Origin of the sequence: Gulosibacter chungangensis, assembly GCF_008831155.1 — a bacterium.
Lineage (GTDB): Bacteria > Actinomycetota > Actinomycetes > Actinomycetales > Microbacteriaceae > Gulosibacter > Gulosibacter chungangensis.
The window spans coordinates 1-21,906 of record NZ_WBKB01000014.1 but is presented as its reverse complement, the minus strand read 5'-3'; the positions used below and the strand labels follow the sequence as shown (position 1 = coordinate 21,906).

At 61.1% G+C, this 21,906-nt stretch carries 22 protein-coding genes and 1 tRNA gene; 5 read left to right on the top strand and 18 right to left on the bottom strand.

The genetic code is table 11. The features are described from left to right. Positions 1 to 2: 2 nt before the first annotated feature. The 7 genes from F8O05_RS14500 to F8O05_RS14475 all read right to left on the bottom strand — a co-directional run bounded on the left by F8O05_RS14500 (position 3) and on the right by F8O05_RS14475 (position 5,418). On the bottom strand, positions 3 to 989 hold the full coding sequence (locus F8O05_RS14500; protein WP_158053469.1) for a permease prefix domain 1-containing protein: 987 nt from the start codon (positions 987 to 989) through the stop codon (positions 3 to 5). A gap of 1 nt (position 990) precedes the next feature. Beyond that, positions 991 to 1,326: a PadR family transcriptional regulator gene (locus F8O05_RS14495; RefSeq protein ID WP_158053468.1), complete on the bottom strand. Its 336-nt coding sequence runs from the start codon at positions 1,324 to 1,326 to the stop codon at positions 991 to 993. A gap of 41 nt (positions 1,327 to 1,367) precedes the next feature. After that, the gene (locus F8O05_RS14490; RefSeq protein WP_225735942.1) at positions 1,368 to 3,455 is read right to left on the bottom strand and encodes a DEAD/DEAH box helicase; all 2,088 of its coding nucleotides are present in this window, start codon (positions 3,453 to 3,455) and stop codon (positions 1,368 to 1,370) included. 1 nt (position 3,456) lies between these two features. Beyond that, a complete protein-coding gene (locus F8O05_RS15130; RefSeq protein WP_225735941.1) occupies positions 3,457 to 3,966 on the bottom strand; it encodes a hypothetical protein in 510 nt (169 codons plus the stop codon). A 179-nt stretch (positions 3,967 to 4,145) separates the two neighbouring features. Beyond that, positions 4,146 to 4,217, bottom strand: a tRNA-Gln gene (locus tag F8O05_RS14485). A gap of 98 nt (positions 4,218 to 4,315) precedes the next feature. After that, positions 4,316 to 4,540: a hypothetical protein gene (locus F8O05_RS14480; protein ID WP_158053466.1), complete on the bottom strand. Its 225-nt coding sequence runs from the start codon at positions 4,538 to 4,540 to the stop codon at positions 4,316 to 4,318. Positions 4,541 to 4,551: 11 nt separating this feature from the next. Next, positions 4,552 to 5,418, bottom strand: coding sequence for a hypothetical protein (locus F8O05_RS14475; RefSeq protein WP_225735943.1), 867 nt, complete (start codon positions 5,416 to 5,418; stop codon positions 4,552 to 4,554). Positions 5,419 to 5,643: 225 nt separating this feature from the next. Here F8O05_RS14475 and F8O05_RS14470 point away from each other — a divergent pair, with 225 nt between their 5' ends. Continuing rightward, entirely contained in the window at positions 5,644 to 6,756 is a 1,113-nt protein-coding gene (locus F8O05_RS14470; RefSeq protein ID WP_158053464.1) for a magnesium and cobalt transport protein CorA, read from the top strand. 116 nt (positions 6,757 to 6,872) lie between these two features. On the opposite strand, the gene hisC is transcribed toward F8O05_RS14470, so the two are convergent. Beyond that, on the bottom strand, positions 6,873 to 7,964 hold the full coding sequence (gene hisC, locus F8O05_RS14465) for a histidinol-phosphate transaminase (protein WP_158053463.1): 1,092 nt from the start codon (positions 7,962 to 7,964) through the stop codon (positions 6,873 to 6,875). A gap of 557 nt (positions 7,965 to 8,521) precedes the next feature. Between hisC and F8O05_RS14460 the strand changes: the two genes are divergently transcribed. Next, complete coding sequence (locus F8O05_RS14460; protein ID WP_192497214.1) at positions 8,522 to 9,913, top strand: hypothetical protein; 1,392 nt, start codon at positions 8,522 to 8,524, stop codon at positions 9,911 to 9,913. A gap of 47 nt (positions 9,914 to 9,960) precedes the next feature. Here F8O05_RS14460 and F8O05_RS14455 read toward each other — a convergent pair whose 3' ends face one another. Next, complete coding sequence (locus tag F8O05_RS14455) at positions 9,961 to 10,869, bottom strand: DMT family transporter (RefSeq protein WP_158053461.1); 909 nt, start codon at positions 10,867 to 10,869, stop codon at positions 9,961 to 9,963. An 84-nt stretch (positions 10,870 to 10,953) separates the two neighbouring features. Between F8O05_RS14455 and F8O05_RS14450 the strand changes: the two genes are divergently transcribed. Further along, a complete protein-coding gene (locus F8O05_RS14450; protein ID WP_158053460.1) occupies positions 10,954 to 11,868 on the top strand; it encodes a transketolase in 915 nt (304 codons plus the stop codon). After that, positions 11,865 to 12,887: a transketolase family protein gene (locus F8O05_RS14445; protein WP_225735940.1), complete on the top strand. Its 1,023-nt coding sequence runs from the start codon at positions 11,865 to 11,867 to the stop codon at positions 12,885 to 12,887. Before F8O05_RS14450 ends, F8O05_RS14445 begins: the two co-directional genes overlap by 4 nt. Positions 12,888 to 12,962: 75 nt before the next feature. Here F8O05_RS14445 and F8O05_RS14440 read toward each other — a convergent pair whose 3' ends face one another. From F8O05_RS14440 to F8O05_RS14420, 5 genes are all read right to left on the bottom strand, one after another. After that, positions 12,963 to 13,493, bottom strand: a complete 531-nt coding sequence (locus F8O05_RS14440; protein WP_158053459.1) for a hypothetical protein — start codon at positions 13,491 to 13,493, stop codon at positions 12,963 to 12,965. After that, complete coding sequence (locus tag F8O05_RS14435; RefSeq protein ID WP_158053458.1) at positions 13,494 to 14,459, bottom strand: NAD(P)/FAD-dependent oxidoreductase; 966 nt, start codon at positions 14,457 to 14,459, stop codon at positions 13,494 to 13,496. Then, a complete protein-coding gene (gltX, locus tag F8O05_RS14430; RefSeq protein WP_158053457.1) occupies positions 14,460 to 15,983 on the bottom strand; it encodes a glutamate--tRNA ligase in 1,524 nt (507 codons plus the stop codon). 100 nt (positions 15,984 to 16,083) lie between these two features. After that, positions 16,084 to 16,707, bottom strand: coding sequence for an HD domain-containing protein (locus F8O05_RS14425; protein WP_158053456.1), 624 nt, complete (start codon positions 16,705 to 16,707; stop codon positions 16,084 to 16,086). Next, positions 16,701 to 17,096 (bottom strand): hypothetical protein, encoded by a 396-nt coding sequence (locus F8O05_RS14420; RefSeq protein ID WP_158053455.1) that lies wholly within the window; start codon positions 17,094 to 17,096, stop codon positions 16,701 to 16,703. Before F8O05_RS14420 ends, F8O05_RS14425 begins: the two co-directional genes overlap by 7 nt. A 195-nt stretch (positions 17,097 to 17,291) precedes the next feature. On the opposite strand from F8O05_RS14420, the gene F8O05_RS14415 reads away from it, so the two are divergent. After that, positions 17,292 to 17,894 (top strand): SatD family protein, encoded by a 603-nt coding sequence (locus F8O05_RS14415; RefSeq protein ID WP_192497213.1) that lies wholly within the window; start codon positions 17,292 to 17,294, stop codon positions 17,892 to 17,894. 8 nt (positions 17,895 to 17,902) lie between these two features. Here the strand turns inward: F8O05_RS14415 and F8O05_RS14410 are convergent, their stop codons facing one another. The 4 genes from F8O05_RS14410 to F8O05_RS14395 all read right to left on the bottom strand — a co-directional run bounded on the left by F8O05_RS14410 (position 17,903) and on the right by F8O05_RS14395 (position 21,716). Next, on the bottom strand, positions 17,903 to 19,045 hold the full coding sequence (locus F8O05_RS14410; RefSeq protein ID WP_158053453.1) for a hypothetical protein: 1,143 nt from the start codon (positions 19,043 to 19,045) through the stop codon (positions 17,903 to 17,905). A gap of 349 nt (positions 19,046 to 19,394) precedes the next feature. Beyond that, entirely contained in the window at positions 19,395 to 20,165 is a 771-nt protein-coding gene (locus F8O05_RS14405) for a fumarylacetoacetate hydrolase family protein (RefSeq protein ID WP_158053452.1), read from the bottom strand. An 84-nt stretch (positions 20,166 to 20,249) separates the two neighbouring features. Further along, positions 20,250 to 20,726 (bottom strand): META domain-containing protein, encoded by a 477-nt coding sequence (locus tag F8O05_RS14400; protein ID WP_158053451.1) that lies wholly within the window; start codon positions 20,724 to 20,726, stop codon positions 20,250 to 20,252. A gap of 45 nt (positions 20,727 to 20,771) precedes the next feature. Beyond that, a complete protein-coding gene (locus F8O05_RS14395; protein WP_192497212.1) occupies positions 20,772 to 21,716 on the bottom strand; it encodes a universal stress protein in 945 nt (314 codons plus the stop codon). Positions 21,717 to 21,906 lie beyond the last annotated feature (190 nt).

The window sequence follows — 21,906 nt, the reverse complement described above, 5'->3', positions numbered from 1 at the left end:
GTCTACTGTCGCCGCAGTGCCTTGCGCCAGCCGTCGACGATGTCCCAGATTGCGATGCCGGCGATCGTCACACCGAGCAGGATGGCGAGAATGCGCCCGACGTCGTCCGCAGTATCCGTTGACCGGAGGATGAACTCGAAGAACGTGTCGTTAATGAGCTGGCCCGTGACCAAAAGGTAGAGCGCTCCTCCGGCAAACACGATTGCGAGAACCGTGTTGAGCACCGCAAAGCTCCGGCGCCACCCACGGTTTGCGTAAACCATGATCGCGAGCGCCGCCTCAATGGCAATCAGGATGAGCGCGATGCCAAGCACCCACGGCCAGAGTTCTGGGTTGAGGACAGGTATCGCATCCGTCTGGATTCCGAAACCCTCGCTAATGTCGACGCTGCCATTAGCTGCAAAGACAAAGCCAACGAAACGATCCCACAGCAAGGCACCGGCAGCGACACCAAGGAACACCAGCGAAGCGATCAGGTCGCCGCGACCCGCGCCGGTCTCTTGCGGCTCGGGAAGCGCATCCACCGACCACTTCACACCGGTGTCAGCGCCGGAACGTTCGAGAATAAAGAAGACGAGCGTGGTCCAGAACCCAACGTGCACGAACGCACCAATGCCAGCTGAGATCGCACTGCCAATGATCTCCCCGACGGGTTGATCGGCAAGAGCCATGCCGATCGCGACGCCGGCAAGAGCGGTGATCGGCACGATCATCCACAGCAGTTTCAGCAGGCGCCACCACGTCAGGTAGTACTTGGGGCCGATCAGGTGCAGCGGGCGGTCGACGTACCCGGCCGCGAGCGCATCCGGGTCGCCGAGGGCGGTGAGCACTTCGCGTTCCGCCTCGTCTTGAGACTGGCCCTGTTCACGACGCGCGTCGATATCGTCGGCAATGGATGCTGCCAGTTCAGCTTGGACGTCAGTTTGTGTATCGGTCGGCAGGCTCCGCACGACGGCGGAGATGTACCGGTCTGTAAGTGTCGAGGTCATGTCAGTCCCCTTGAGTAAGTGAGGTTATAGCCGACGTGAGGTCTGCCCATTCGTCGGTGAGGGCTTCGGCGAGCGCGATGCCCGCGGTGGATGTGCGATAGAACTTTCGCGGACGGGTGTCGTCGGTATTCCATTCGCTGGTGAGGTAACCCTGCTTCTCTAGGCGCCGAAGCAGCGGATAGAGCGTGTTCGAGTCGGTAGGAAAGCCATGCCGCGCCAAATCTTCGAGAAGCCCATAGCCGTACCCGGCCTCGCGCAGCAACTGCAGACAGGCCAGCATGATCGTGCCGCGCCGCAGTTCCTGCAGATGGATGTCGAACTCGCCTGTTTCGCTCATGCCACCCACAATACTGTGCTCCACACACTATTGCCACAAAGTCAATAATTATCCCAGGCAGATTTCAGCCACGGAAGTGCGTCAGTCAGCGAGCAGGTCGCGGATGTCGTCGGCGGAGAGAACGCCGGTGCCGGCCCCGTTGCCGCCGGGTTCCACCACGGATCAAGCAATACAACGTAGTCGGCCTCGACGAGGTTGAGGCCGAAACCGCCAGCCTTCAGCGAAACGAAGAATACCGGCGCGGTGCCGTTACGGAAATCATCGATGACCTCACATCGGTTCGTGGTCGACCCATCGAGGTAGTTGCTTACGAGACCCGCCGGTTCTGCCCGATCTCGCGCGGCCCCGAGAAATAGCGTGAAGTGGCTGAGCACAAGCACTCGGTGCCCTTCTTCCGCAGCCTCGGTGAGCAGCTCGATCAGCGCATCAAGCTTCGCCGATGGTGCGCTGCCGGCGCCAACAAGTTCCGGGTCCAGCGCGAGTTGACGAAGCATGGTGAGCGACTTGAAGATCTGGAATCGATTACCCGCGACGTCGCCGACAAGCCCGAGAATCTTCTGCCGCTCGCGCTGGAACCGCACATCGTAGAGTTTGCGATGTTTCGGATGCAGACTAATTTCAAGCACTTGTTCCTGCTTCGGTGGCAGATCGGCCGCGACGAGGTCTTTGGTGCGCCGCAATAGAAACGGCCGCAACCGACGTTGCAGCAATGCGAGCTTCTCGGCATCCTGTTCTTTCTCGATTGGCGTGCGATAGAACTCGGTAAATCGTGCTTTGTTGCCGAGCAGCCCCGGTGCCGCGAGGGACGTCAACGACCACAGTTTGAGCAGATTGTTTTCGAGTGGCGTGCCGGTCACAACGAGGGTGAAGGGCGCGCCAAGCATGCGCGCGGCCCGGTGGCCGTGGGATGCAGGGTTCTTGATCTGTTGCGCCTCGTCGAGTACCAGCCCCGACCAGTCGAGCGCCCGATATTCCTCCGCTTCACCGCGGAGGAGGGCATAGCTCGAAAGCACCACGTGTGCGCTCCGCACGCTGTCGGCAAGGGGCTTACCCCGCCGCCCGGCCATTGCCGAGATCACCGATACTTTGAGCCCCGGCGCGAACTTCGCGCACTCGCTCGCCCAGTTGCTCACGACACTCGTCGGCGCCACCACCAAGAACGGCGCCTGTTCCGGGTTCTCTTCCCGCGCAATCTCCATCATCGCGATCACTTGCAGCGTCTTTCCGAGTCCCATGTCATCGGCGAGGATGCCGCCAAGCCGGTGAGTGCGTAGGAAATGCAACCACGCGAGGCCGTCGCGCTGATAGTCGCGCAAGGTCGCTCGAAGCCCGGTCGGCGCATCCACCCGGGGCAGGCCGCCAAGTTCTCCCGAACCATCGTCGGGATCTTCTGTGCCGTCGGCAAGCTGACGTATGGCTTGCCACCACTCACTGGTCTGCGTCGTAACGATGCTGAGGTCCGCCAACTCCGTCCACAAGTCAACGTTGTGTCGGTTGACGCGAATCCTCTCATCGAACGTCGTCGCTCCGGCGTCCACGAGAGCGCGCGCTTCCGTAAGGATGGCGCGGAGCCGATCAAAGTCGGGGCGAACCAATGGGAAGTACTTGCCGCTCGGCAAGACAAACGCATCATCCCCGAGGCTCAGGGCGGTGAAGAGCGCGGCGAACTCCATCTGCTCGCCCTCGATCTCCACAGTCACCTGCAGGTCGAACCAGTCCCCGGTCTCCACCGTCCGCACTTGAATCGTGGGGTTGAGTGCCGCGCGGTACTCCCGCACGTCGCCCTGATGTTCAATTTCGAAGCCATCGACACCCTGCAACTGCGACAGCACTTCAGCGACGAATATCGCACCGCTTCCTTGCCTCAGCGTCTGGTCGCGCGGCAGGGTGCGATTCACGCGCTGGGTCGGCCGCTCGGTGACATCGGCAGCGGCGCTCGGTAACGCTCGCGACGCGGGGACAAACTCAGGCCAAACGAAGTGCGCGAGGTCGCCTGCTGCATCCTGGACGTCGGCGAGGATCCGCTGCTGTTCGCCCTTGTCTTGCGAATGCTTCGCAGCACCCGGCGCAGCTTCTTCAATGCGTCGAGCTGCTTCCGCGATGCGTTCAGAGTTTGCAGTGACTGCCACTTCACATCCCGCGGATCCATTTACCCCGAGCACCCCGAACACCCGGACGCATGGACAGCAACGACTGATTATCAATGAAGAGGAATCGCGCCGGAGACTCCAACACGGTAAGAAAGAGGCAAAGCACTTTCTGTTCCTCCGGCTCGATTGGCGGGAGCGCTGCCCCAAGCTCGGTCTGCCAACGCGCTTTCGCCGCGGTTTCACCTTCTTCTTGCGCACTCAAGATGACGTATAGCGCCGCCGCAGCATGCTCACACATCTCGCCCTCACCTCGTGAGCACGAATATTCAATGTGATTACTGTCGTGAATAACCATGTCGACGTTGATCACTTCACCGCCACCCGCCCGCCGGTGAGGCCGAACCTCGACAGCAGCCGTGAGCGTACCCGGCCCCGGTTGCAGCGCCATGATCGTGACGGCACGCACCGCGAGTAGCTGCATCGCGGCACCAACGATCGCCCGAGGCGCAACCTGGTGCAAAACGTCGAATGCTCGCGATGAAATATTCACGCGACCAATGTGCAACACACCACCGACATCACCGACATCACCGACATCACCGACATCACCGACATCACCGACATCACCGACATCACCGACATCACCGACGCACTCTCCACAGCCCTAGCAGTATGTGCAGAAACGATGAAGCTCCTCACGACTCACAAGGAATCGGAGGAGCTAATTCGCTGGGCTACCTGGACTCGAACCAAGAATGACGGTACCAGAAACCGTTGTGTTGCCAATTACACCATAGCCCAGTGCTTTACGGCACCAGATGAGCTTAACCCATCCATTTTTGCTTTGCAAATCAGGATGGTGGCGCGCAAGCCGCCGGAAGCGGCTTTACCGAGTGCGCCTAGGCTGCATCGAGGTTCTCTCGCTGAAAGTAGCGAGAATGGGTCTTTCGAACCGTCTCTTCTGAGTCACTATTCAGCGCCACGACCTCAACATCCGGATCCTCGATACTCTTCTCAAGTCGGAATCGTTCCAGCAGAGCCTCACGTGCAGCACTTTTGCCGTCAAACCGTCGCATTTTGACGTGACCACTCCGCCGGTTGTAGACGATCAAAAAGCTCGACATCGAAGTACCTCCTACTCTTGGGCGTCTCCACGACGCGACCCTGTCGCCTGCTTAAGGACATCGGTCATGTTCTCGATCGAGACCCGAAGCCTGTCCTTTCGATGTCCTACATTCTCTCGAATCGCTTGAAGGCGATCAACCACCCACCCGACCTGCTCTTGAATCTCAAGGGGAAGGATCGAAATGTCACCCATATTTACGTAACTGCGTTCGAGTTGCACGGTCCTGTCAAGTAACTCCTCAATTGTCGCAATTCGATCCCTGGATAACTCTTTGAGCATTTCAACAATGTCACGGCCGCCCAAGAGATCCCCCGCTTCCGCGTAACGAATCTCGCGGCCAAACAAGTCAGCTGCAGTCTCATACAAGTTCGCCCATTTTCCTTGCAGCAAGGTTCGTACCTGCAACTCAACTCTGGCGTGAGTTGGCGGCCCGAATCGAAACTCCACGTGAACCGCTCTATAGCCGTGTTGATCATTTTCTCGCAAGTCGATTACCCGACCCTCCGAGGAGTCGTGGAACAATCCAAGCATTGCGAGCACAATTGCGTTCTGTTGAGAAAGCGTCATATCAGCTTCAAATCGGACACCAGCAATATCCCTGATTGTCTGCAGTTTTTGCGAGGGATAGCGGTTCAGCTTGTCCCGCAAAGTCGATTGCGTCTTGACGCGTGAAGTAAGTTCAAATCCCTGAACATTCCCCAAGCCCAACGCTGACCAATCCGTGTTCTGAATGCGCTGCTGAACGGGCGTAAGTAACTCGCTATACCAGAGCATGACTTCCTCATATTCAGGAACGCCCTTCGGTGCTTCCCGCCCAGCTCTAATCGCCTTACCGAGTTCGGCAAGTTGCCTATTTGACCACGGTCTCTCCAACACAGTCGTCAACTTACGACGATCATCCAAAGTGAGAACGACTTATCCACAGGCCAATACAGCTCGATACCGAGACATGGTGGCCCCCAGAACATCAGTAATCTTCCGTATCGGCGACCAAAACTGTACGGCCGGCTTGATCTGGTTCAACGGCAAAGGGCGGGCGACGCTGGAGTTTGAAAGAATGGCGGAATTATCCGGGGAGCGTAACGGCTAAGGAGGCCACCTGTGGTGAAAGAACGACACGCGCGATTTGGATTTCGGCTTCCCGAACGCGGAGGTGCCTCAGCGCATCCGTCACAGGTCGCTGGCGCAAACGGTCCCACAATCCGGTTCGTAACCGACGGGCATCCGGCCGCGGCTCCTGACCGCACCACAATTGGTGAGGCACTCGAGTTTGGTCAATCTGCCCCGGATCACATGTCGATGCTTTTCTACCCGAACCCCACCCCCGAATCACTTGCCGAACTCGGCACCGAGTGGGATCTGCACCCGGTACTTGTGGAAGACCTCATCCTCGGCAAGCAGCGACCGAAGCTCGAGCGCTACGGTGACGTGCTGTTCCTCGTCGTCCGCGCGGCACACTACGTGGACGAGATCGAAGAAATCGACTTCTCCGAGTTCCACATTCTGATGCGCCCAGGCGCCGTCGCGATCATCTGTCAGGATGCACGGTGGATCGACGGGCAGTCGAGCGAAGTTCTCGACAAGGATCATCCCTTCGCATCCACCCTGCGGGATGCATCCCTCCTCGGCGGCATCAACCTGCTCGGACTCGGGCCAGAAGCAGTCATCTACCGGCTGATTGATGCAGTGGTCGATGGCTACGGGCCGGTACTGCAAGGCCTTGAAATCGATAAAGAGCAGATCGAACGTCAGGTGTTTAGCGGCGAAAAGACTGTCACCGAACGCATCTACCGCCTCACCCAAGAGGTCATTGACCTGCAGCAGACCATCTCATCGATGACCGTGATCCTCGACCGGTTGAAGGCTGGCTTCGATAAATACGAAATCCCGGAAGAACTGCAAAAGTACCTCGATGACGTGTCCGACCACCTCATGCACGCGACCACGCACGTCCGGGACCTCCGCGAATCGCTCACGCAGATCCTGAACGTGAACGCGACGCTCGTCGCGCAGCAGCAGAACGAAGACATGAAGAAGATCTCTGGCTGGGCCGCGATCCTATTCGCACCAACGCTGATCGGTGCGATCTATGGCATGAACTTCGACGACATGCCGGAGCTGCACTGGGCACTGGGGTACCCAATGGCGCTCGGGATGATGGTGCTGCTGGCGGTCGTGCTGTATGTGGTGTTCAAGAAATCGAAGTGGATGTAGGCGCCTCGATACACGGACTTCGTCCGCTACTCGGCGAACGAGACTCGCTGCATCCGCTGCTCGGCGAACGAGCCTGGCTGAATCCGCTACTTGGCGAACGAGACTCGCTGCGTCTGCTACTCGGTGGACGCAGCGTCCTTCAAGACCTTCAGCACGCGGTCGTTGCTGGCCGCGTCCGCGAGGGTGATCCGGATGCCGTCGTCGGGAAATACGCGGGTGAGGATGTCGGCGTCGTCAAACGCTTTGGCAAGCTTTGCCCCGCGCTCCCCATCGGCACGAACCCAAATGAAGTTCGCCTGGCTCGGCAGCACTCGCCAGTCGGTTCCCTGCAGCGCCGCGACCACGCGCTCCCGCTCCCCCACGACTTCCGCCGCCCGGGCAGCCAACTCGTCATCAGCATCCAGCGAGGCGATCGCCGCGCGCTGCGCGAGCGAATTCACGCTAAAGGGCAGCGCGGCCTTGCGCAGGCTGCCGATAATCTCACCGGTCGAAATCGCATAACCGACCCGCAGCCCCGCGAGCCCGTACGCCTTCGAAAAGGTGCGAAGCGTGAGCACATTGGGACGCTCGGCGATAAGCGCCAGCGAGTCCACCGCATCCTCGGCCGTCTCGTATTCGATATACGCCTCGTCGATCACCACGAGGATGTGTTCGGGCACCTTGTCGAGGAACTCGACTACCTCGCCGTGGCTGAGGCTGACCCCCGTCGGGTTGTTTGGGGTACACAGCAGTACGACTCGGGTGCGATCAGTGATTGCCGCGGCGATCCCGTCAAGATCGTGTCGCTCGTCAGCAAGCAGCGGCACCATGATCGGCTTCGCGCCCGCAATATCAACCAGCAGCGGATAGGCCTCAAAAGAACGCCACGCGAACACGACCTCGTCGCCCGGTGCGCAATAGGTCGCAATGATCTGCTGCAGGACACCGATGCTCCCAGGGCCCGTGGCGACCTGGTCATCATTGACGCCATATCTTTCAGCGATGCGAGCATGCAGGTCTACCACCGCGGCGTCGGGATAGCGATTGATTCGCTGCGCTTCGTTGGCAATGACCTCACGTACCGAGGGCAGCGGCTCGTGGTGGCTTTCGTTGGATGCAAGTGGTGCAATCTCAGGTCGATCCGCCTTCCGCCCGGGTTTGTATCCAGGGATGCGATTGAAGACCTCACGAGGCTGCGGGCCGAGGTGCGTGTTCGTAGTCGTCGTCATTGTGCTCCTACCTCAGGGACTGTGCGTGGGTGTGCGCCGTTATCGAGTGATCTGCGTGGTGACGGCATTGACACCACGTATGACATTGATACGAGGATCTTTACACTTAGGCAACCAATTTCTGCCTTCCTGGACTGATTGCAACAGAAATCACGACCTTATGTGCAATATGTCCAATCCAACTGAGGCAATGAACGTGCACGTCTCGAGGCACAGGCTCAAGCCCAAGAACGGACTCGCACTGCAGTTCAGATCCTCGCGTTCCCTCTGCCAACTACCATCGGTGGAAATCAACGGATCGGATTTCGATGCATCCCTTTACCGAGAGTGATCTCTTTCACGCCGCTGGCCCCCTGTCATTTGACCGTGGGTCCGACTACCTCAACAACATCACTCGGCTCCAAGTACAGGGCAACCGAGCGAACGCCACGATCCTCGGTAGCACCGAGTATTACTGCACCCTGTCTTGGGAACGGGCGCTTTCAGGCCACTGCTCTTGTCCGCACAGTGCAAGTGGAAACTTCTGCAAGCACCTCGTGGCGGTCGGAATTTCGGTTTTGACACGGGGAACAAATGACTCGGCGCCAGGCACCCAGCTCGATGTCACCGAGTGGCTCGAGACCCGCTCACATGAGGAGTTGATTGCACTCGTACATGAACTCGCATCGCTGAGTGAAATCGGGTCAAATATCCTCACGACTCGAGCGTCAATCAGTGAAACTGACGTGCCCGAAGCCCAGCACAGCATCCTCAAGCAAGCCAAGGCACAACTGAATTTTGGTGACTACGTCGACTACCGCACTGCATCCCACATCGCGGATGCAGCGAATGCACTTCTCTACGAATACGAGTCAGCCATGAGTGAGGGACCGGATGCTGCTGACGCGATTCGGCCCGCGCTTGAGTTTGTGCTCCGGCGGGTTCGCGATTTCACGGAGTACGTTGATGACTCCAACGGCGAGCTCGGCGATGTGCTCGACTTTGCTGTCACCCTCCACGTGCTGAGTTGCGACACAGGAAACCCAGACCCCGCACAAGTCGCTGCATGGCTCGTCGATTACCGTGCCACCTCCCCCGGTTGGCCGGAAACCCCGCTTTCGCTCTACGAGAAAGTGTTGTCTGCTGAAGCCTTTGATCTCTATCGGCAGGGAATTCTGAAGGTTATGGAGCGCCCCGAAACTTCTGACTATGAGCGGCAACAGTGGCTCCTCGAGCTTGCCGATCATGACCAAGACCTCGATGCCGCGATTGCAGCCCTCAGCCAGTACGAGTATGTCTACTACCGCGAAATTGTGGTTCGACTGCGTGATGCAGGTCGGATTCAGGAGTCGCTCGAATGGATTGATCGCGCGATCGCAAACGACAGGTTAACTGTGCGGGACCCCAATGCCCATTGGCTCGGTATTGATGAAACTGCTGACTGGCTGACTGCAGACGGGCAGCAAGATCGCGCGATGGAACTTCTACGTCACTGGTTCTCCAAGAGCCCAACCCCAGCAATGTTCACATCGCTGACGCGTAATGCGGAAGCACTTAGCATCGCTGATGAGGAAGTGGCCTGGGCTCGCGAAGAAGTGGAGCGTCTTGCCGAGCAGTCCTCGCGCGGGGATATCGTGATCGAGATCGCGCTGCTCATTCAGGATCTCGACTGGGCGTGGTCCGCCTATGACCGTTGGGGTTCTCAAACTGCGTGGCGAAAGCTCGCGCAGGCCAGCGCATCCACCCAGCCAAAAGCAGCAGCCGACCTGTTCCGTCCGTACCTTGCCCAGCAACTGCTGCACGCCAACACGTCGTACTACCCCGAAATTGCCCATTGCCTTGCGACCATGCGCACTTGGTATGCGACGGCGAATGCCGTGGGTGAGTTCGAGGAGTATCTTGCTGGCATTCGTGCGCAGTACAAGAATCGACCCGCACTGATGCGGGAGTTGAAGGCCGCCGGGCTCTGACCGGCGACGTCGACGCTTCAAGCGCTAATGGGGTGTCGGGAGGGTAATTAATCCGAGCTCCCCGGCACTTTTCGGCCCTTCGAAGCCAGATAGGCGCCGAGGAGCACCAGCACCATGCCGCCGATCGACACCGGATGCAGGTGCTCGGCAACCACAATCACGCCCAGCAGCATGGCCACCACCGGGGTCAGATACGTAGCAATGGATGCTCGCGATGACCCGACCCGGCCAACCAGGAGCTGGAAGGTGATGAACGCGGCTCCGGTGGACAGCACTCCGAGGCCCGTGACGGCGCCGATGCCACCCCAGGTAAGCGAGGAATTCCCGAGCCCGAGAATCCCCAGCGGCGTCGTGACTGCGGTCGCAACAAGCAGCGCTCGCCACACCACCGCGAGCGCCCCATTCCCACGCTGCTGCAGCACACCGGTGACGTTGAACGCGATCCCGTAGAAGGTCGAAGCCAACAGCATCATCAGGATTCCGCCCACGCTCGCGCTGCCGTTCAGGGAAGGCAGCAGCACGATGATGATGCCGAGGAAACCAATCGTGAGTCCAGCGGCGAGCGTTTTCGAAGGGCGGATGCGGAACACCAGTGCCGCGACCAAGGCGGTCACAAGGGGCGCGATTCCGTTAATCATTCCCGCGAGCGCCGAGTCAATCGTGAGCTGCGCGAAGGCAATCAGCATGAACGGTAAGGCCATCCACACCAGCGCGAGCAGAACCACCAGCCACCAGTCACGCCGGTGCTTGAGCGTCTGCCAGGCTCGCGGCATCAGCGTGACGATGATTGCGCCGAGCAGGAGCCTCCCCCAAACAATCGTGCGCGGGTCGAGATCGACCAACCCGAGCCGCACGAAGAGGAACCCGGCACCCCACATCGAACCGGTACCGATCAGGAGCACCCAATCGAGCAGCCCAAAGGAACGGTTCTGATTCGATGCGGGCGCGGTACTCATAGACCTCAAGTCTGCCTCAGGTTCAAGAATCTCTACTTTTCTTACTCAGTGGACAGATTGACCAGTGAGTAGTATGTTTTAACCATGGCTTCAACGACGCATCCGGAAACCCCGACGACACCCGCACCATCCCAACCGGACTACGAGACCCAAGACCTCGCCGCAATCGAGGCCCACCTCAAGGACCGGGCCCAATTCATCCGCACCGAAACCGTGCGACTCATCGAAATCGCCAAAACCGGCCACTACAGCTCAGTCTTTTCGGCAGCCGAAATCTTCGCGGCGCTCTATTACGACGTCATGAACCTCTACCCCGAAGAGCCCAACCACCCCGACCGTGACCGGTTCACGATCGGTAAGGGCCACGCCGCCGTCGGCATGTACCCGATCCTCGCCGATCTCGGCTATTTCCCGATGAGCGACCTCGACAACTACGCTCACCTCGGCAGCGCCTTCGGCGACCACCCCGACATGACCAAGATTCCGGGCATCGACTTCAGCTCCGGCTCAATCGGGCACGCGCTCTCCAATGGCATCGGCATGGCACTCGCCGGCCGCATGGCGGGACGCAACTTCACCGTGTTCACCATGATCGGCGACGGTGAGCTCCAAGAGGGCCAGGTGTGGGAGGCCGCGCTCTTCGCCGCACACCACAAGCTCGACCGGATCGTCACGATCATCGACCGCAACGGCTACCAGCTCGACGGCAATGTTGACGAGGTCATGGGCGTCGAGCCCATCGCCGAAAAGTGGCGCTCCTTCGGCTGGCGCGTCCTCGAAGTGGACGGTCACGACGTAATGGCCGTGCGCGAAATGCTCATCGAATGCCACGACCGCGAGCCCGACGGCATCCCCACCTGCATCATCGCAAAGACCCTCAAGGGTAAAGGCGTCCAGCACATGGAAGAAGAACCCGGCTGGCACCTCGGCTACCTCACCCCCGCCGACGCCGAACGCGCCGTCCGCGAGATCCTCAACGACAACGGAGACAACAAGTGACTCACGCAATTGCACCCGACGCCCACACACCACTGACTTCGGCGACGCTCGACGAAGGCTCGTGGCAGTATCGCGCATTGAACGCGCTCAACCCCGGCCTCGACTACCTCTCCCTCGGGCTCAGCGATCTCGTCGCCGAGGGCCACAATGTCATCGCCGGCACCGCAGACCTGCAGTACTCGAACGGCCTGAACCGCTTCGCCGAGGAGCACCCCGACCGCTTCGTGCAGTTCGGGATCTCCGAGCAGCACATGGTTTCGGCCGCCGCTGGCATGGCCACCGCCGGCGCGATGCCGTTCGTCGCGACCTTCGCATCCTTCCTGGGCCTGCTGTGCTGCGAGCAAATCCGCATGGACGTCGCCTACACGAAACTTCCGGTGCGCCTGATCGGCCACCACACCGGCATCTCACTCGGCTTCTACGGCACCAGCCACCACGCAACCGAAGACATTTCCACCATGCGCGCCCTCGCCGGACTGACAGTGGTCTCCCCCTCGGATGGCCCGCAGCTGCGCGCCGCGATCCGCGCATCCGCCGACTGGCCCGAGCCGATCTACTTCCGCATCGGCCGCGGCCGCGATGAGCAAATCTACGCCGAGGACACGAGTTTCGAGTTCGGCAAGGGCATCGTGCACCGCGAGGGTGCCGACGTCACCTTCATCGCCTGCGGTTCGCTCGTCAAACCGGCGCTGGATGCGGCGGTCGAGTTGGCAGCGAAGGGTGTCTCGGTCGGCGTGATCGACATGCCCACGATCAAGCCGCTCGACGAGGATCTCGTACGCCAGACCGCCGCGAACACCGGCATCATCATCACCGCCGAGGAACACAACATCCTCGGTGGGCTCGGTGCCGCCGTTGCCGAAATCATGGCCGAGCGTCCCAGCCGCGCCCGCCTCGTGCGCCACGGCATCAAGGACGAATACAGCCTGATCGCCGGCCCCAAGCGTCTCTACGCGCACTATCAGTTGGATGCGCCGGGCCTCGTGAGTGTGGCCGAGGCCGCCTTGGCGGACGAGTAGCGTCTCGTCGCGCAGTAGTGACCGTGCCCAGTGCCGGTGTCTGCCTTTGCGTTGGCAGGCACCGGCACTGTGTCATTAACCGAGCAGTCGCGGCAGCACGCCGCTGAAGAACCAGATCACGAAGGCGGCCGCCGTCACGCCCAGCCAAAAGAGCCAGCCGCGGCGTCGCATACGATCATTGCGTGAGGCGATCCCTGCCGTGCCCGCAAGCACCAGCACCGGAATCACCGCGAGCGCCGCGATCGAAATGAAATTGATCGCGCTGAGCGCAGCCATCGTCAGCAGCGTGAGCGCCACCACCGGCAGCATGATGAGCACTTCGATAAGCATCGCGAGATACTTGCCGCGCCCGCGCCGTTCAACCAGCAACCACAGCGGTGCGTGGATCGCGAGCGCCCACGCACCCATCGTGAGTTGCAGTGCGAACACGGTATACGCGAGGTAGTCGAGCGACCAGCGGTCATCCGGATAGGCAATGAAGAACATGAACGCGAGCGTCGCGAATGCGGTGGCTGTCGCCCCGGCCAGCGAGGCGGAGGCGATATCGCGCAGGCTCTTCCCGGCACGCGGCTCAATCGGCTCGACGAGCGGTTCGTCGGTGGCCAACTAGAACCCCGTCGCGTCGCGGTGCGCGGCAATCGCGGTGCGCGCACCCTTCCCCGCCGAAATAATCAGCACTTCCGGGCCCGGCGCCGTGAGCTCTCCCGTGGCATACAGATTCGGGATGCCCGTGCGGCCGTGATTATCGGCTTCAACCAAGCCTTCATCCGTCAGCTGCGGCATCAGATCGGCATCGAGGAAGCTCAACTGTGCCTCGTAGCCGGGCAGCACGAAGGCCGCATCCACCGGAACGATATCGCCGCCGACCACCCGCATCCCAGTGAGGGTCGCTTTCTCCCCCACCGCATCCTCGAGCTCACGACGGTCAATCTCGACGCCGAGTTCGCGAAGCCGCTGAGCATCCGCCTCGGGCACCTGCTGCTCATCGGCGAAGAGTGTCACCTGCGAACCGATCCGCGAAAGTTGCGCCGCACGGTATGCGAGGGTTTTCGCCTCCGGCACCCCGAACACGGCGATGCGAGCATCACGCTTGCCCCAGGCGTCACACACCACGCAAGAGTGGATGTGCGTGCCGTAAAACGCCCGCAGCATCGGCAGGTGCGGGAAGTGTTCTTTCAGGCCCGTCGCGAGGATGATCCGCTCACCGTACACGCGCCGCGCTCGACTACCGCGCACTCCGCGCGCTTCGACGATGAACCCCGTACCTTCGCGCTGCACTCGCGTGACCTGCGCAAACTGGATCTCTGCAGTCTCGTAGTGCTCCACCGACTCGCGGCCGGCGGCGCGCAGTTCATTCGGCGGAATATTGTCGCGGCTGAGGAAGCCGTGGGCTTCCAAAGTGGCGGAGTGCCTCGGCCGGTTCCCGTCGAGCACGAGGACTCGACGCAGCTGGCGGGCGAGGATGAGCGCGGCCTGCAGACCGGCAGGGCCACCGCCAATCACCACTACCTCATAGTGGTCTTCGGGTGCTATATCGTTCGCGCCCGAACCGGCCGAAGCATCCGCCGACAATTAGGCCCCCTCGTTCTCAATTCGATCGCGCAAGCGAGCAACGCGCGCGAGGGTCGCATCCTTGCCGAGCAGCTCCATGGATTCGAAGAGCGGCGGCGAAATGCGCTGACCCGAAAGCGCCACGCGAGCCGGACCGAATGCGAGACGCGGCTTGAGGCCGAGCTCGTCGATCAGCTTCGCACGCAGCGCCGCCTCGATTGGCTCAGTTGCCCAGTCTTCGAGCGCCTCGAGCGCCTCGTAGCTCGCGGTAAGCGTCTCGCCAGCTCCGGCCTTGAGCGTCTTCAGTGCGTCTGCGGCGTAGTCGAGAGCTTCGGTTTCGGTGAAGAGGAATCCGAGCAGCCCCGGAGCCTCTCCGAGCAGTTGCATGCGTTCCTGCACGAGCGGCGAAGCGGCGCGGATCGTAGCCAGCTGCTCGTCGGTGACCGGAGTGCTGACCAGCTCTGCCGCCTGCAGGTAGGGCACGAGACGGTTCGGGAACTCTTCGGCGTCGATCTGGCGCATGTGCTCACCGTTGATCGCCTCGGCCTTTTTCACGTCGAAGCGGGCGGGGTTAGGGTTCACGTCTTCGACGTCGAACTTCTCGACCATCTCATCCATCGTGAACACGTCGCGGTCGGGGGCGATCGACCAGCCGAGCAGCGCCAAGTAGTTGAGCAGCCCCTCAGGCAGGAAGCCGCGGTCGCGGTGGTGGAAGAGGTTCGATTCGGGGTCGCGCTTGGAGAGCTTCTTATTGCCCTCACCCATGACATACGGCAGGTGGCCAAAGCGCGGCACGAAGTCGGCGACGCCCACAGCGATCAGCGCGTGGTAGAGCGCAATCTGACGCGGAGTCGAGGAGAGGAGGTCTTCACCACGCAGGACGTGCGTAATGCCCATGAGCGCATCATCGACGGGGTTCACGAGCGTGTACAGCGGCTTGCCGTTCGGGCGAACGACCACGAAGTCCGGGAAAGAACCTGCTTTGAAGGTAATTTCACCGCGGACCAGGTCGTCGAAGGACAGGTCAGCGTCGGGCACGCGCAGGCGCAGGCTCGGCTGGCGACCTTCGGCTTTGAGCGCCTCGCGCTCTTCCTCGGTCAGGTCGCGCTCGAAGTTGTCATAGCCCTGGCGCGGGTCGCGACCGTTCGCGACATTGCGCGCCTCGATCTCTTCCGCAGTCGCGAAGGACTCGTAGAGGTAGCCCGCATCCTTGAGTTTTTGAATGACCTCTTCATAGATCTCGCCGCGCTGCGACTGACGGTACGGACCGTGCTCGCCACCGGCATCCACGCCCTCGTCCCAATGCAGGCCGAGCCAGCGAAGCGCGTCGAGAATCATCTCGTAGCTCTCTTCGGAGTCACGTTCGGCGTCGGTGTCCTCAACACGGAAGATGAGCTTGCCGCCTGTGTGCTTCGCGTACGCCCAGTTAAAGAGTGCGGTACGGATCAACCCGACGTGCGGGGTACCCGTCGGCGAGGGGCAGAAACGAACTCGAATATCGGAACCGGATGCGCTCGTGACGGGCGCTGAATCTACAGAAGTCATGGTGATTCCTATCCTACTGAGCCTTGGCTAAGTTCGCGGGCCGGGATCGGTTCACCACTGCGGCTCACCTCACCGGAATGTCGCTTCGCGGGGTGTCACCTTAGGACGCCTCGAGTTCGGCCCGTTCCCGCGACAGGTTTTCACGAGCCTTCGACTGCCATTGCGATCTGCCGAGCTCCGTATGAAACAGCGGTTCGTGACGCAACAGAGTGCCTACCGTGGCCAGCCTGCGTTCACGCCACGCAGCATCCTCAAGATCCGGCAGTTCGACACGAATCCCCTCGACATTCGCGCAGTACTCAGCCCAATCGGAAGCAAGCCCCACGAGGTCGGCGTCGGCGATCCTCGCGCCGGCTATATCCCTTCGTTCGGGTGCGTGATCGATCGTCACGAGGATGAGTCGACAGACTTCTTCGAATTCGGATGCGGGAAGCGCGTCCCCGAGTACCGCGCGGGCGACCTCTACCGACGCTAATTCGTCCTCCGGGGTGGTGTTCGTGTGCACGGCGTCGTGACACCAGAACGCGATGCGCTCAAGCCGCTTACCGCCGAGCTTTTCGAGTGCCTGAAGGCCTGAGCGAAGGTGGGTGACGCCATGGTAGTTGCGGTGTGGTTCCTGCCAGCGCCGCAGTAGAGATTCGAGAATGGATTGCGGTAGCTCGAGTTCGCGGGCAGTGACGTCGAGAAAGGCCCTATCTTCGGGCGTGAAGCTGACTCCTACCATGTTCGTACTCCCCAATATGCGATTCCGGCGAACGCCGCAGCCCACAACAGACTCGCGAAGGTGCCGATGATGAACAGTTCACCAACCCGAGGATTCGTCTGCGCGCGAAGTTCTGGATAGCGCCCGAGCCCCTTGATCGCGACGATGAAGGCTAGCCCGGCCGGAAACCCGGCCACCAGGCAACCGTATGTGCCTGCACGTTCGAGAAGACCGATCCACCGACCGCCCGGCAGCGTTTTATGTGGATCAAGCACAAGCGTGTCATCCTTCGGTGCCGGCGGCTCGATTTTGCGCAAGAAGTAGCGGATCGGTGGGTTCGCGAGCAGCGCTGCGACTCCGCACACCGCAATGATGAGCGCCTTGAGTAGGTACTCGAGCACTGGATCCATGCCCCCATTCTGATCCGAGCCGGCGACATTTTTCCTGACCGCCGCACCCCGACTCGGGTGCAGTGGAGAACCGAGCGGTGCATTTAGGCACTAGCTTCATTTATGCAGAATTAAGCTATTCCTTTCACTTCTAAAAAATGAAGCTAAACTCTTCATATGAGTAAAATGAAGGAATTAACTTCATGCGCGGCACTCTTGATCGACCAAGTAGCATCCCGCCACACCGATCGCACTCAAAACCACCCGCGCATCCTCGCAGCGATCGAGACGATCAACACGAAGATCCCCGCACTCGACCCGCTTCGCGTCACCGTGGGTGACGAAATCCAAGCCGTCTACGAAACCCTCGGCGATGCCCTCCGCGCGAGTCACCACATCCGCGCCAATCTCTTCGGCGAAGTTGAACTTCGCTTCGGGATTGGCCTCGGAGACGTCGAAGTCATCGACGCCGAGCGCGGAATTCAAGATGGCAGTGCCTGGTGGCGGGCACGGGCGGCAATCGAGGAAATCGAGCAGCTAGCCGCCGAACCTGGCACCGCCGGCCTTCGCACCGGCATTCGCGACGAGCGATCGGAGGCGAATCCCCTCACCGTGGCAACCGCTCGGCTGGTCGACACGCAGCTTTTCCGCCTCCGACCGGGCGCGCGCGAGGCACTCCGGTCGCTACTTGCCGGGCTCGATAATCAGACTGCCGCCAAACTCGCAGGCATCACGCCCTCTGCCAATTCGCAACGAATCATCAACAACGACCTTCGCACCCTGGCCGAAGCAATCGAAACGCTCGGGCAGCTCCCTTAGGCCGCCAGCTACGCTTCGCGGCGGCGAACTGTGATCACCACAGCCAGGCCGGTCAACACGAGGGCCGATCCGACGGTGATCAAGACGTACGGCAGCGTCACCCCGGTGGTCACCAGATAGGGCGATGGATCACGCTCAGCTTGCGGTGGGACAGCTTCGCTATCTGAATCGGCAGTCCAGTCATTTTCCGGACGCACTTCCCCACTTGCTTCTGGATCATCAGCGCTGGAATACGCTGACCCCGACTCGCCACTGTCAGAGTTGGCGCCATCGGGTTGATCCGTATCCGCTTGCGCGTCGTCCGATCCTTCACCGCCATCCGCAGCATCGTCTCCGGTGTCCTCGTGGTTATTATCCGACGCAGCGTCATTCGCCGTGGCACCGCTCAAGCCTCGATCTGCGACACCGGCCTCGGGAGTGCCAGAAGTATGCGCACCAGACTCCCCCGGAGAGGATGCATTCGGGGAGTTTGCATTCGGCGATGACACGTCCGGCGAGGATGCTTGGGGAGAATGCACGCTCGAACCGGCATCGTCCGCACCGGCATCTTCCGCTCTGGATTCATTTACCTGGGGACTCTCCGCTTCCGAGGTACTGGGGTCCGCACTTCCCACATCCGAACCGCTCGTGTCCACACCCGCAGAGTCCGATCCGCCCGTGGATGGGTCTACGTCGCCCGAGTCCGAATCCACCCCGTCGTTCCCCGAACCCTCATCGTCTTGTGTGTACACGACTGCCGGCGGCGGCGCACTCTCAGGACACACCACCGACTGCAGCTGATACGACCACGTCACAGTGTTCGTTCCGCTCACGACCCACCCCGCTGCAAGCGATCCCCATATGTAGCCAGAGGAGAGCGTGGCGGTGATCGTTGCCATCTGTCCGCCATCGACCGACACGCTGCTGTAGCTAATCGCGGCGCTGTCCGCCGGGGCGGACACAGTCTCCCAAACCGTCTGCCCGCCGGCCGCATGCACACAAGAAGGTGGGTACACCGTGGGCTCACCCGGGTTCACTGCGACGTCAATGGCATGCACCATGCCTTGACCGCCCACTCCAGACACGGTCTCAAAGGACGCATCGGTCGCGTGGGCCGAGTGTGGTGCAGCGAAGACAAACATCACGATCGCCGTGGCAAAAAACAGCGACACGACAAGCCGGCTGACGTTTCGCCGCATCCTTGCCAAGGGTGTTGGCGCGCGTCGAGCCCCGCTCCGGGAATGGGCGAACTCCATTGATCGCAGCCGGATACCGTTTCTTCGCTGCACCATCGATTGCATGGCAAGCTCCTACTGCTCACCAGCCCCGGCGAGCGAAACGAGATGTGGCTTAAATCCTGGCACATTCACAAAGGACTTCACTGCTATCTCGCGGCTCTTTAACCACATCATGCGTGGAGTTCAACGAGTTCGTTTCGGGAGTCGTCCGGAGCGTCAAAGAAGCGGCGCCAAGGGATCTCCCCTGACGCCGCTTTTAATCCTGACCCGTGTATCGCGAACGCTAGTCGGCAACCACCGGGTTCGTGAGGTTACCGATGCCCTCGATCGCGCAAGTGATCTCGTCACCATCTTCGAGCGGTCCAACTCCTGCGGGCGTACCGGTCAACAGCACATCGCCCGGCAGCAGCGTAAACACACTCGACGCGTACGCAATCAGCGCACCGATCGTGCGCTCGAGCTGGTTCAGGTCACCAACCTGGCGAACCTCGCCATTGACCTTCGCCCCGATGCCGCCGCTGGACGGATCGAACTCGGTCTCGATGTACGGCCCAAGCGGACAGAACGAATCGAAGCCCTTCGCGCGGCTCCACTGGCCGTCCTGCTTCTGCAGGTCCCGAGCAGTGACATCGTTCGCGACCGTATAACCAAAAATAACCTGGTGAGCATCGGCCTCGGGGACATTGCGAGCGACGCTGCCGATCACCACGGCAAGTTCGACCTCGTGCTCGACCCGCTCCGACTGCTTTGGCAGGCGAATCGGGTGGCCCGGGCCAATGATCGAGGTGTTCGGTTTGAGGAACATCAGCGGCTCCTCCGGCACCTCGTTGCCCATCTCACGGGCGTGCTCGAGGTAGTTGCGACCGAACGCAACCACCTTCGAGCGCGGGATGACCGGCGCGAGGAGGCGAGCATCCTCTACCTTGATGCGCTCGTCGAGGGTCTCGAATCCCGCATACAGGGGGTCGCCCATGAGGCGAACAAATTCCTGCTTGTCCTCATCGAGGATGCCGTATGCGAGTTGGTCCTGGTATTCGAAGCGTGCGATCTTCACGCGCCCGAGTTTATCCCGATCAGTCTCGATTTACGCTCAGACAGCGCCAATCACGCAAAGTCGCCCCCGCGCCGCCGCTGAGGGTTAATTGCGGCTGAGGGTTCCGATCTCGGCACCCGAGGCGTCCAGGATGCGCAACACGTCACCTTCCTGGGTGGCGCTCTGCAGGCCGTTCAGCCAGGTGTCGACGTCTTCACAGGCCATCATCGTGGAGGCCACATCACCGAAATCAATGGTGTCCCCGTCCTGAGTCCACTGGCCGGAAAGCTGGTTGCAGCCATCCGTCCCGCTGAGCGCGCCGTCCTCGGCCAGGTCGAGCTGCGCATCCCCGTTCACCCAGGTGCCCGCGGGCGATCCGGCATCGCCACCGGAAGTCGTGGCGCATCCGGCGAGCGCGAAGGTCAAGGATGCGGCCGCAACGACACCGAGCCAGACGCCAACCCCGGCGCGGCGGCGGCTTCGCACCCGGGGAGCAAGCGTGCCGGGTTGGGCTTCATCACCCACGGGCCCCGCGCGCGAGGCTGAAGAATTTTCTGCAACTCTGAAGAAATCGTTGTTCATGCCCTGACCTTAGCCAGCAATCCCCCGATTTCCACGGGAAAACTGCTAACCGACGACCGGAATAATCCGCGTCGGCGCCTCCTCATATTCTGGCCCCTTGAAATCACTCGGAATGATCACGACCGGGACTTTCAACGTGCGCAGGATGCGGTGGGCCCGCGAGCCGAGGAACACGCTCCGTCCGCCGCCAAGGCGGCTCGAGCCGAGGATGGCAAACTCGTTGTCGAGCCAGTCCACCTGGGCGAGCGCATCCTCGAAATCACGGCCCTCGGCGATCTCGATGACCGCGCGACCGGACTCGAGCATCCCCACGGCAGCAGCTTCCAGATGACGACCGCCGAAATCTCGCGCCTCGTCAGAAACCTCACGAATCTCGCTGGGTCGAATGAGGTCTACCTGCACGAGCGAAATCAGCCGCAGCGGAATATCGCGTTCGATCGCGCGCTGCACGGTGCGCCCAATGACCGCCTCCGAACCGGGGCGGGTGCCATAGATACCGGTAATGCGCTCGACCGGCCCCACCGGGGCGCGGAAATCACGCGGGGCAAGCGCCACCGGCACAGGTGAAGAATGCAGCAGCGTATTAGCAGTAGTGCCCACCGAAAAACTGCGCAGGAAGCGGCCCGCCGCCGCACCCACCACGATCGTCGAGGCGTCGTGGTCTTCGGCCGCGTCAAGCAGACCCCGCGCATCATTCGCCCCGTATCGGAACTCGACCTCGGCGGTCAGCTCCTTCGGTACACGCGCGAGCGCATCATCGCGCCACCGTTTGAGTTGCGCCTGATTCAGCGCGGACGCACCAACCTGGCCGCTGGCACCGGTAACGCCGGGCTCGCGCGCGAAGCGAGACTCGGGCAGCACCATCACGATGATGATTTTGGATGCGGTACCTCGGGCAAAAAAACATGCCAGCTCGAGTGCGTCATAGCCGCGACCGTCAGCCACGTAGCCCACGACGATGCTGCCGTCAGCACGAAGGGAGGGAGACAACTGAAAATACCTCCTAGGCATTCAAAACCGCAGTTTGTATTGAGCTTTACCAGCGCGTCACATCTAGTGTCGCGTGTCGTTAGTTCCTAAATGGTTAGTGGGTTGAGAGAATAATGCATGGCGAATTCTCCAGCCCCGGCCCTTGCTCTTTACGATGGTGATCACGACGAACTCGTCTCCTGGACGAGAG

Coding starts and splice junctions, on each gene's coding strand:
- hisC (WP_158053463.1), bottom strand. CDS start 7,964: ATGACGACGACTACGAACACGCACCTCGGCCCGCAGCCTCGTGAGGTC.
- F8O05_RS14455 (WP_158053461.1), bottom strand. CDS start 10,869: ATGAGTACCGCGCCCGCATCGAATCAGAACCGTTCCTTTGGGCTGCTC.
- F8O05_RS14480 (WP_158053466.1), bottom strand. CDS start 4,540: ATGTCGAGCTTTTTGATCGTCTACAACCGGCGGAGTGGTCACGTCAAA.
- gltX (WP_158053457.1), bottom strand. CDS start 15,983: ATGACTTCTGTAGATTCAGCGCCCGTCACGAGCGCATCCGGTTCCGAT.
- F8O05_RS14420 (WP_158053455.1), bottom strand. CDS start 17,096: ATGGATCCAGTGCTCGAGTACCTACTCAAGGCGCTCATCATTGCGGTG.
- F8O05_RS14500 (WP_158053469.1), bottom strand. CDS start 989: ATGACCTCGACACTTACAGACCGGTACATCTCCGCCGTCGTGCGGAGC.
- F8O05_RS14425 (WP_158053456.1), bottom strand. CDS start 16,707: ATGGTAGGAGTCAGCTTCACGCCCGAAGATAGGGCCTTTCTCGACGTC.
- F8O05_RS14450 (WP_158053460.1), top strand. CDS start 10,954: ATGGCTTCAACGACGCATCCGGAAACCCCGACGACACCCGCACCATCC.
- F8O05_RS14495 (WP_158053468.1), bottom strand. CDS start 1,326: ATGAGCGAAACAGGCGAGTTCGACATCCATCTGCAGGAACTGCGGCGC.
- F8O05_RS14400 (WP_158053451.1), bottom strand. CDS start 20,726: ATGAACAACGATTTCTTCAGAGTTGCAGAAAATTCTTCAGCCTCGCGC.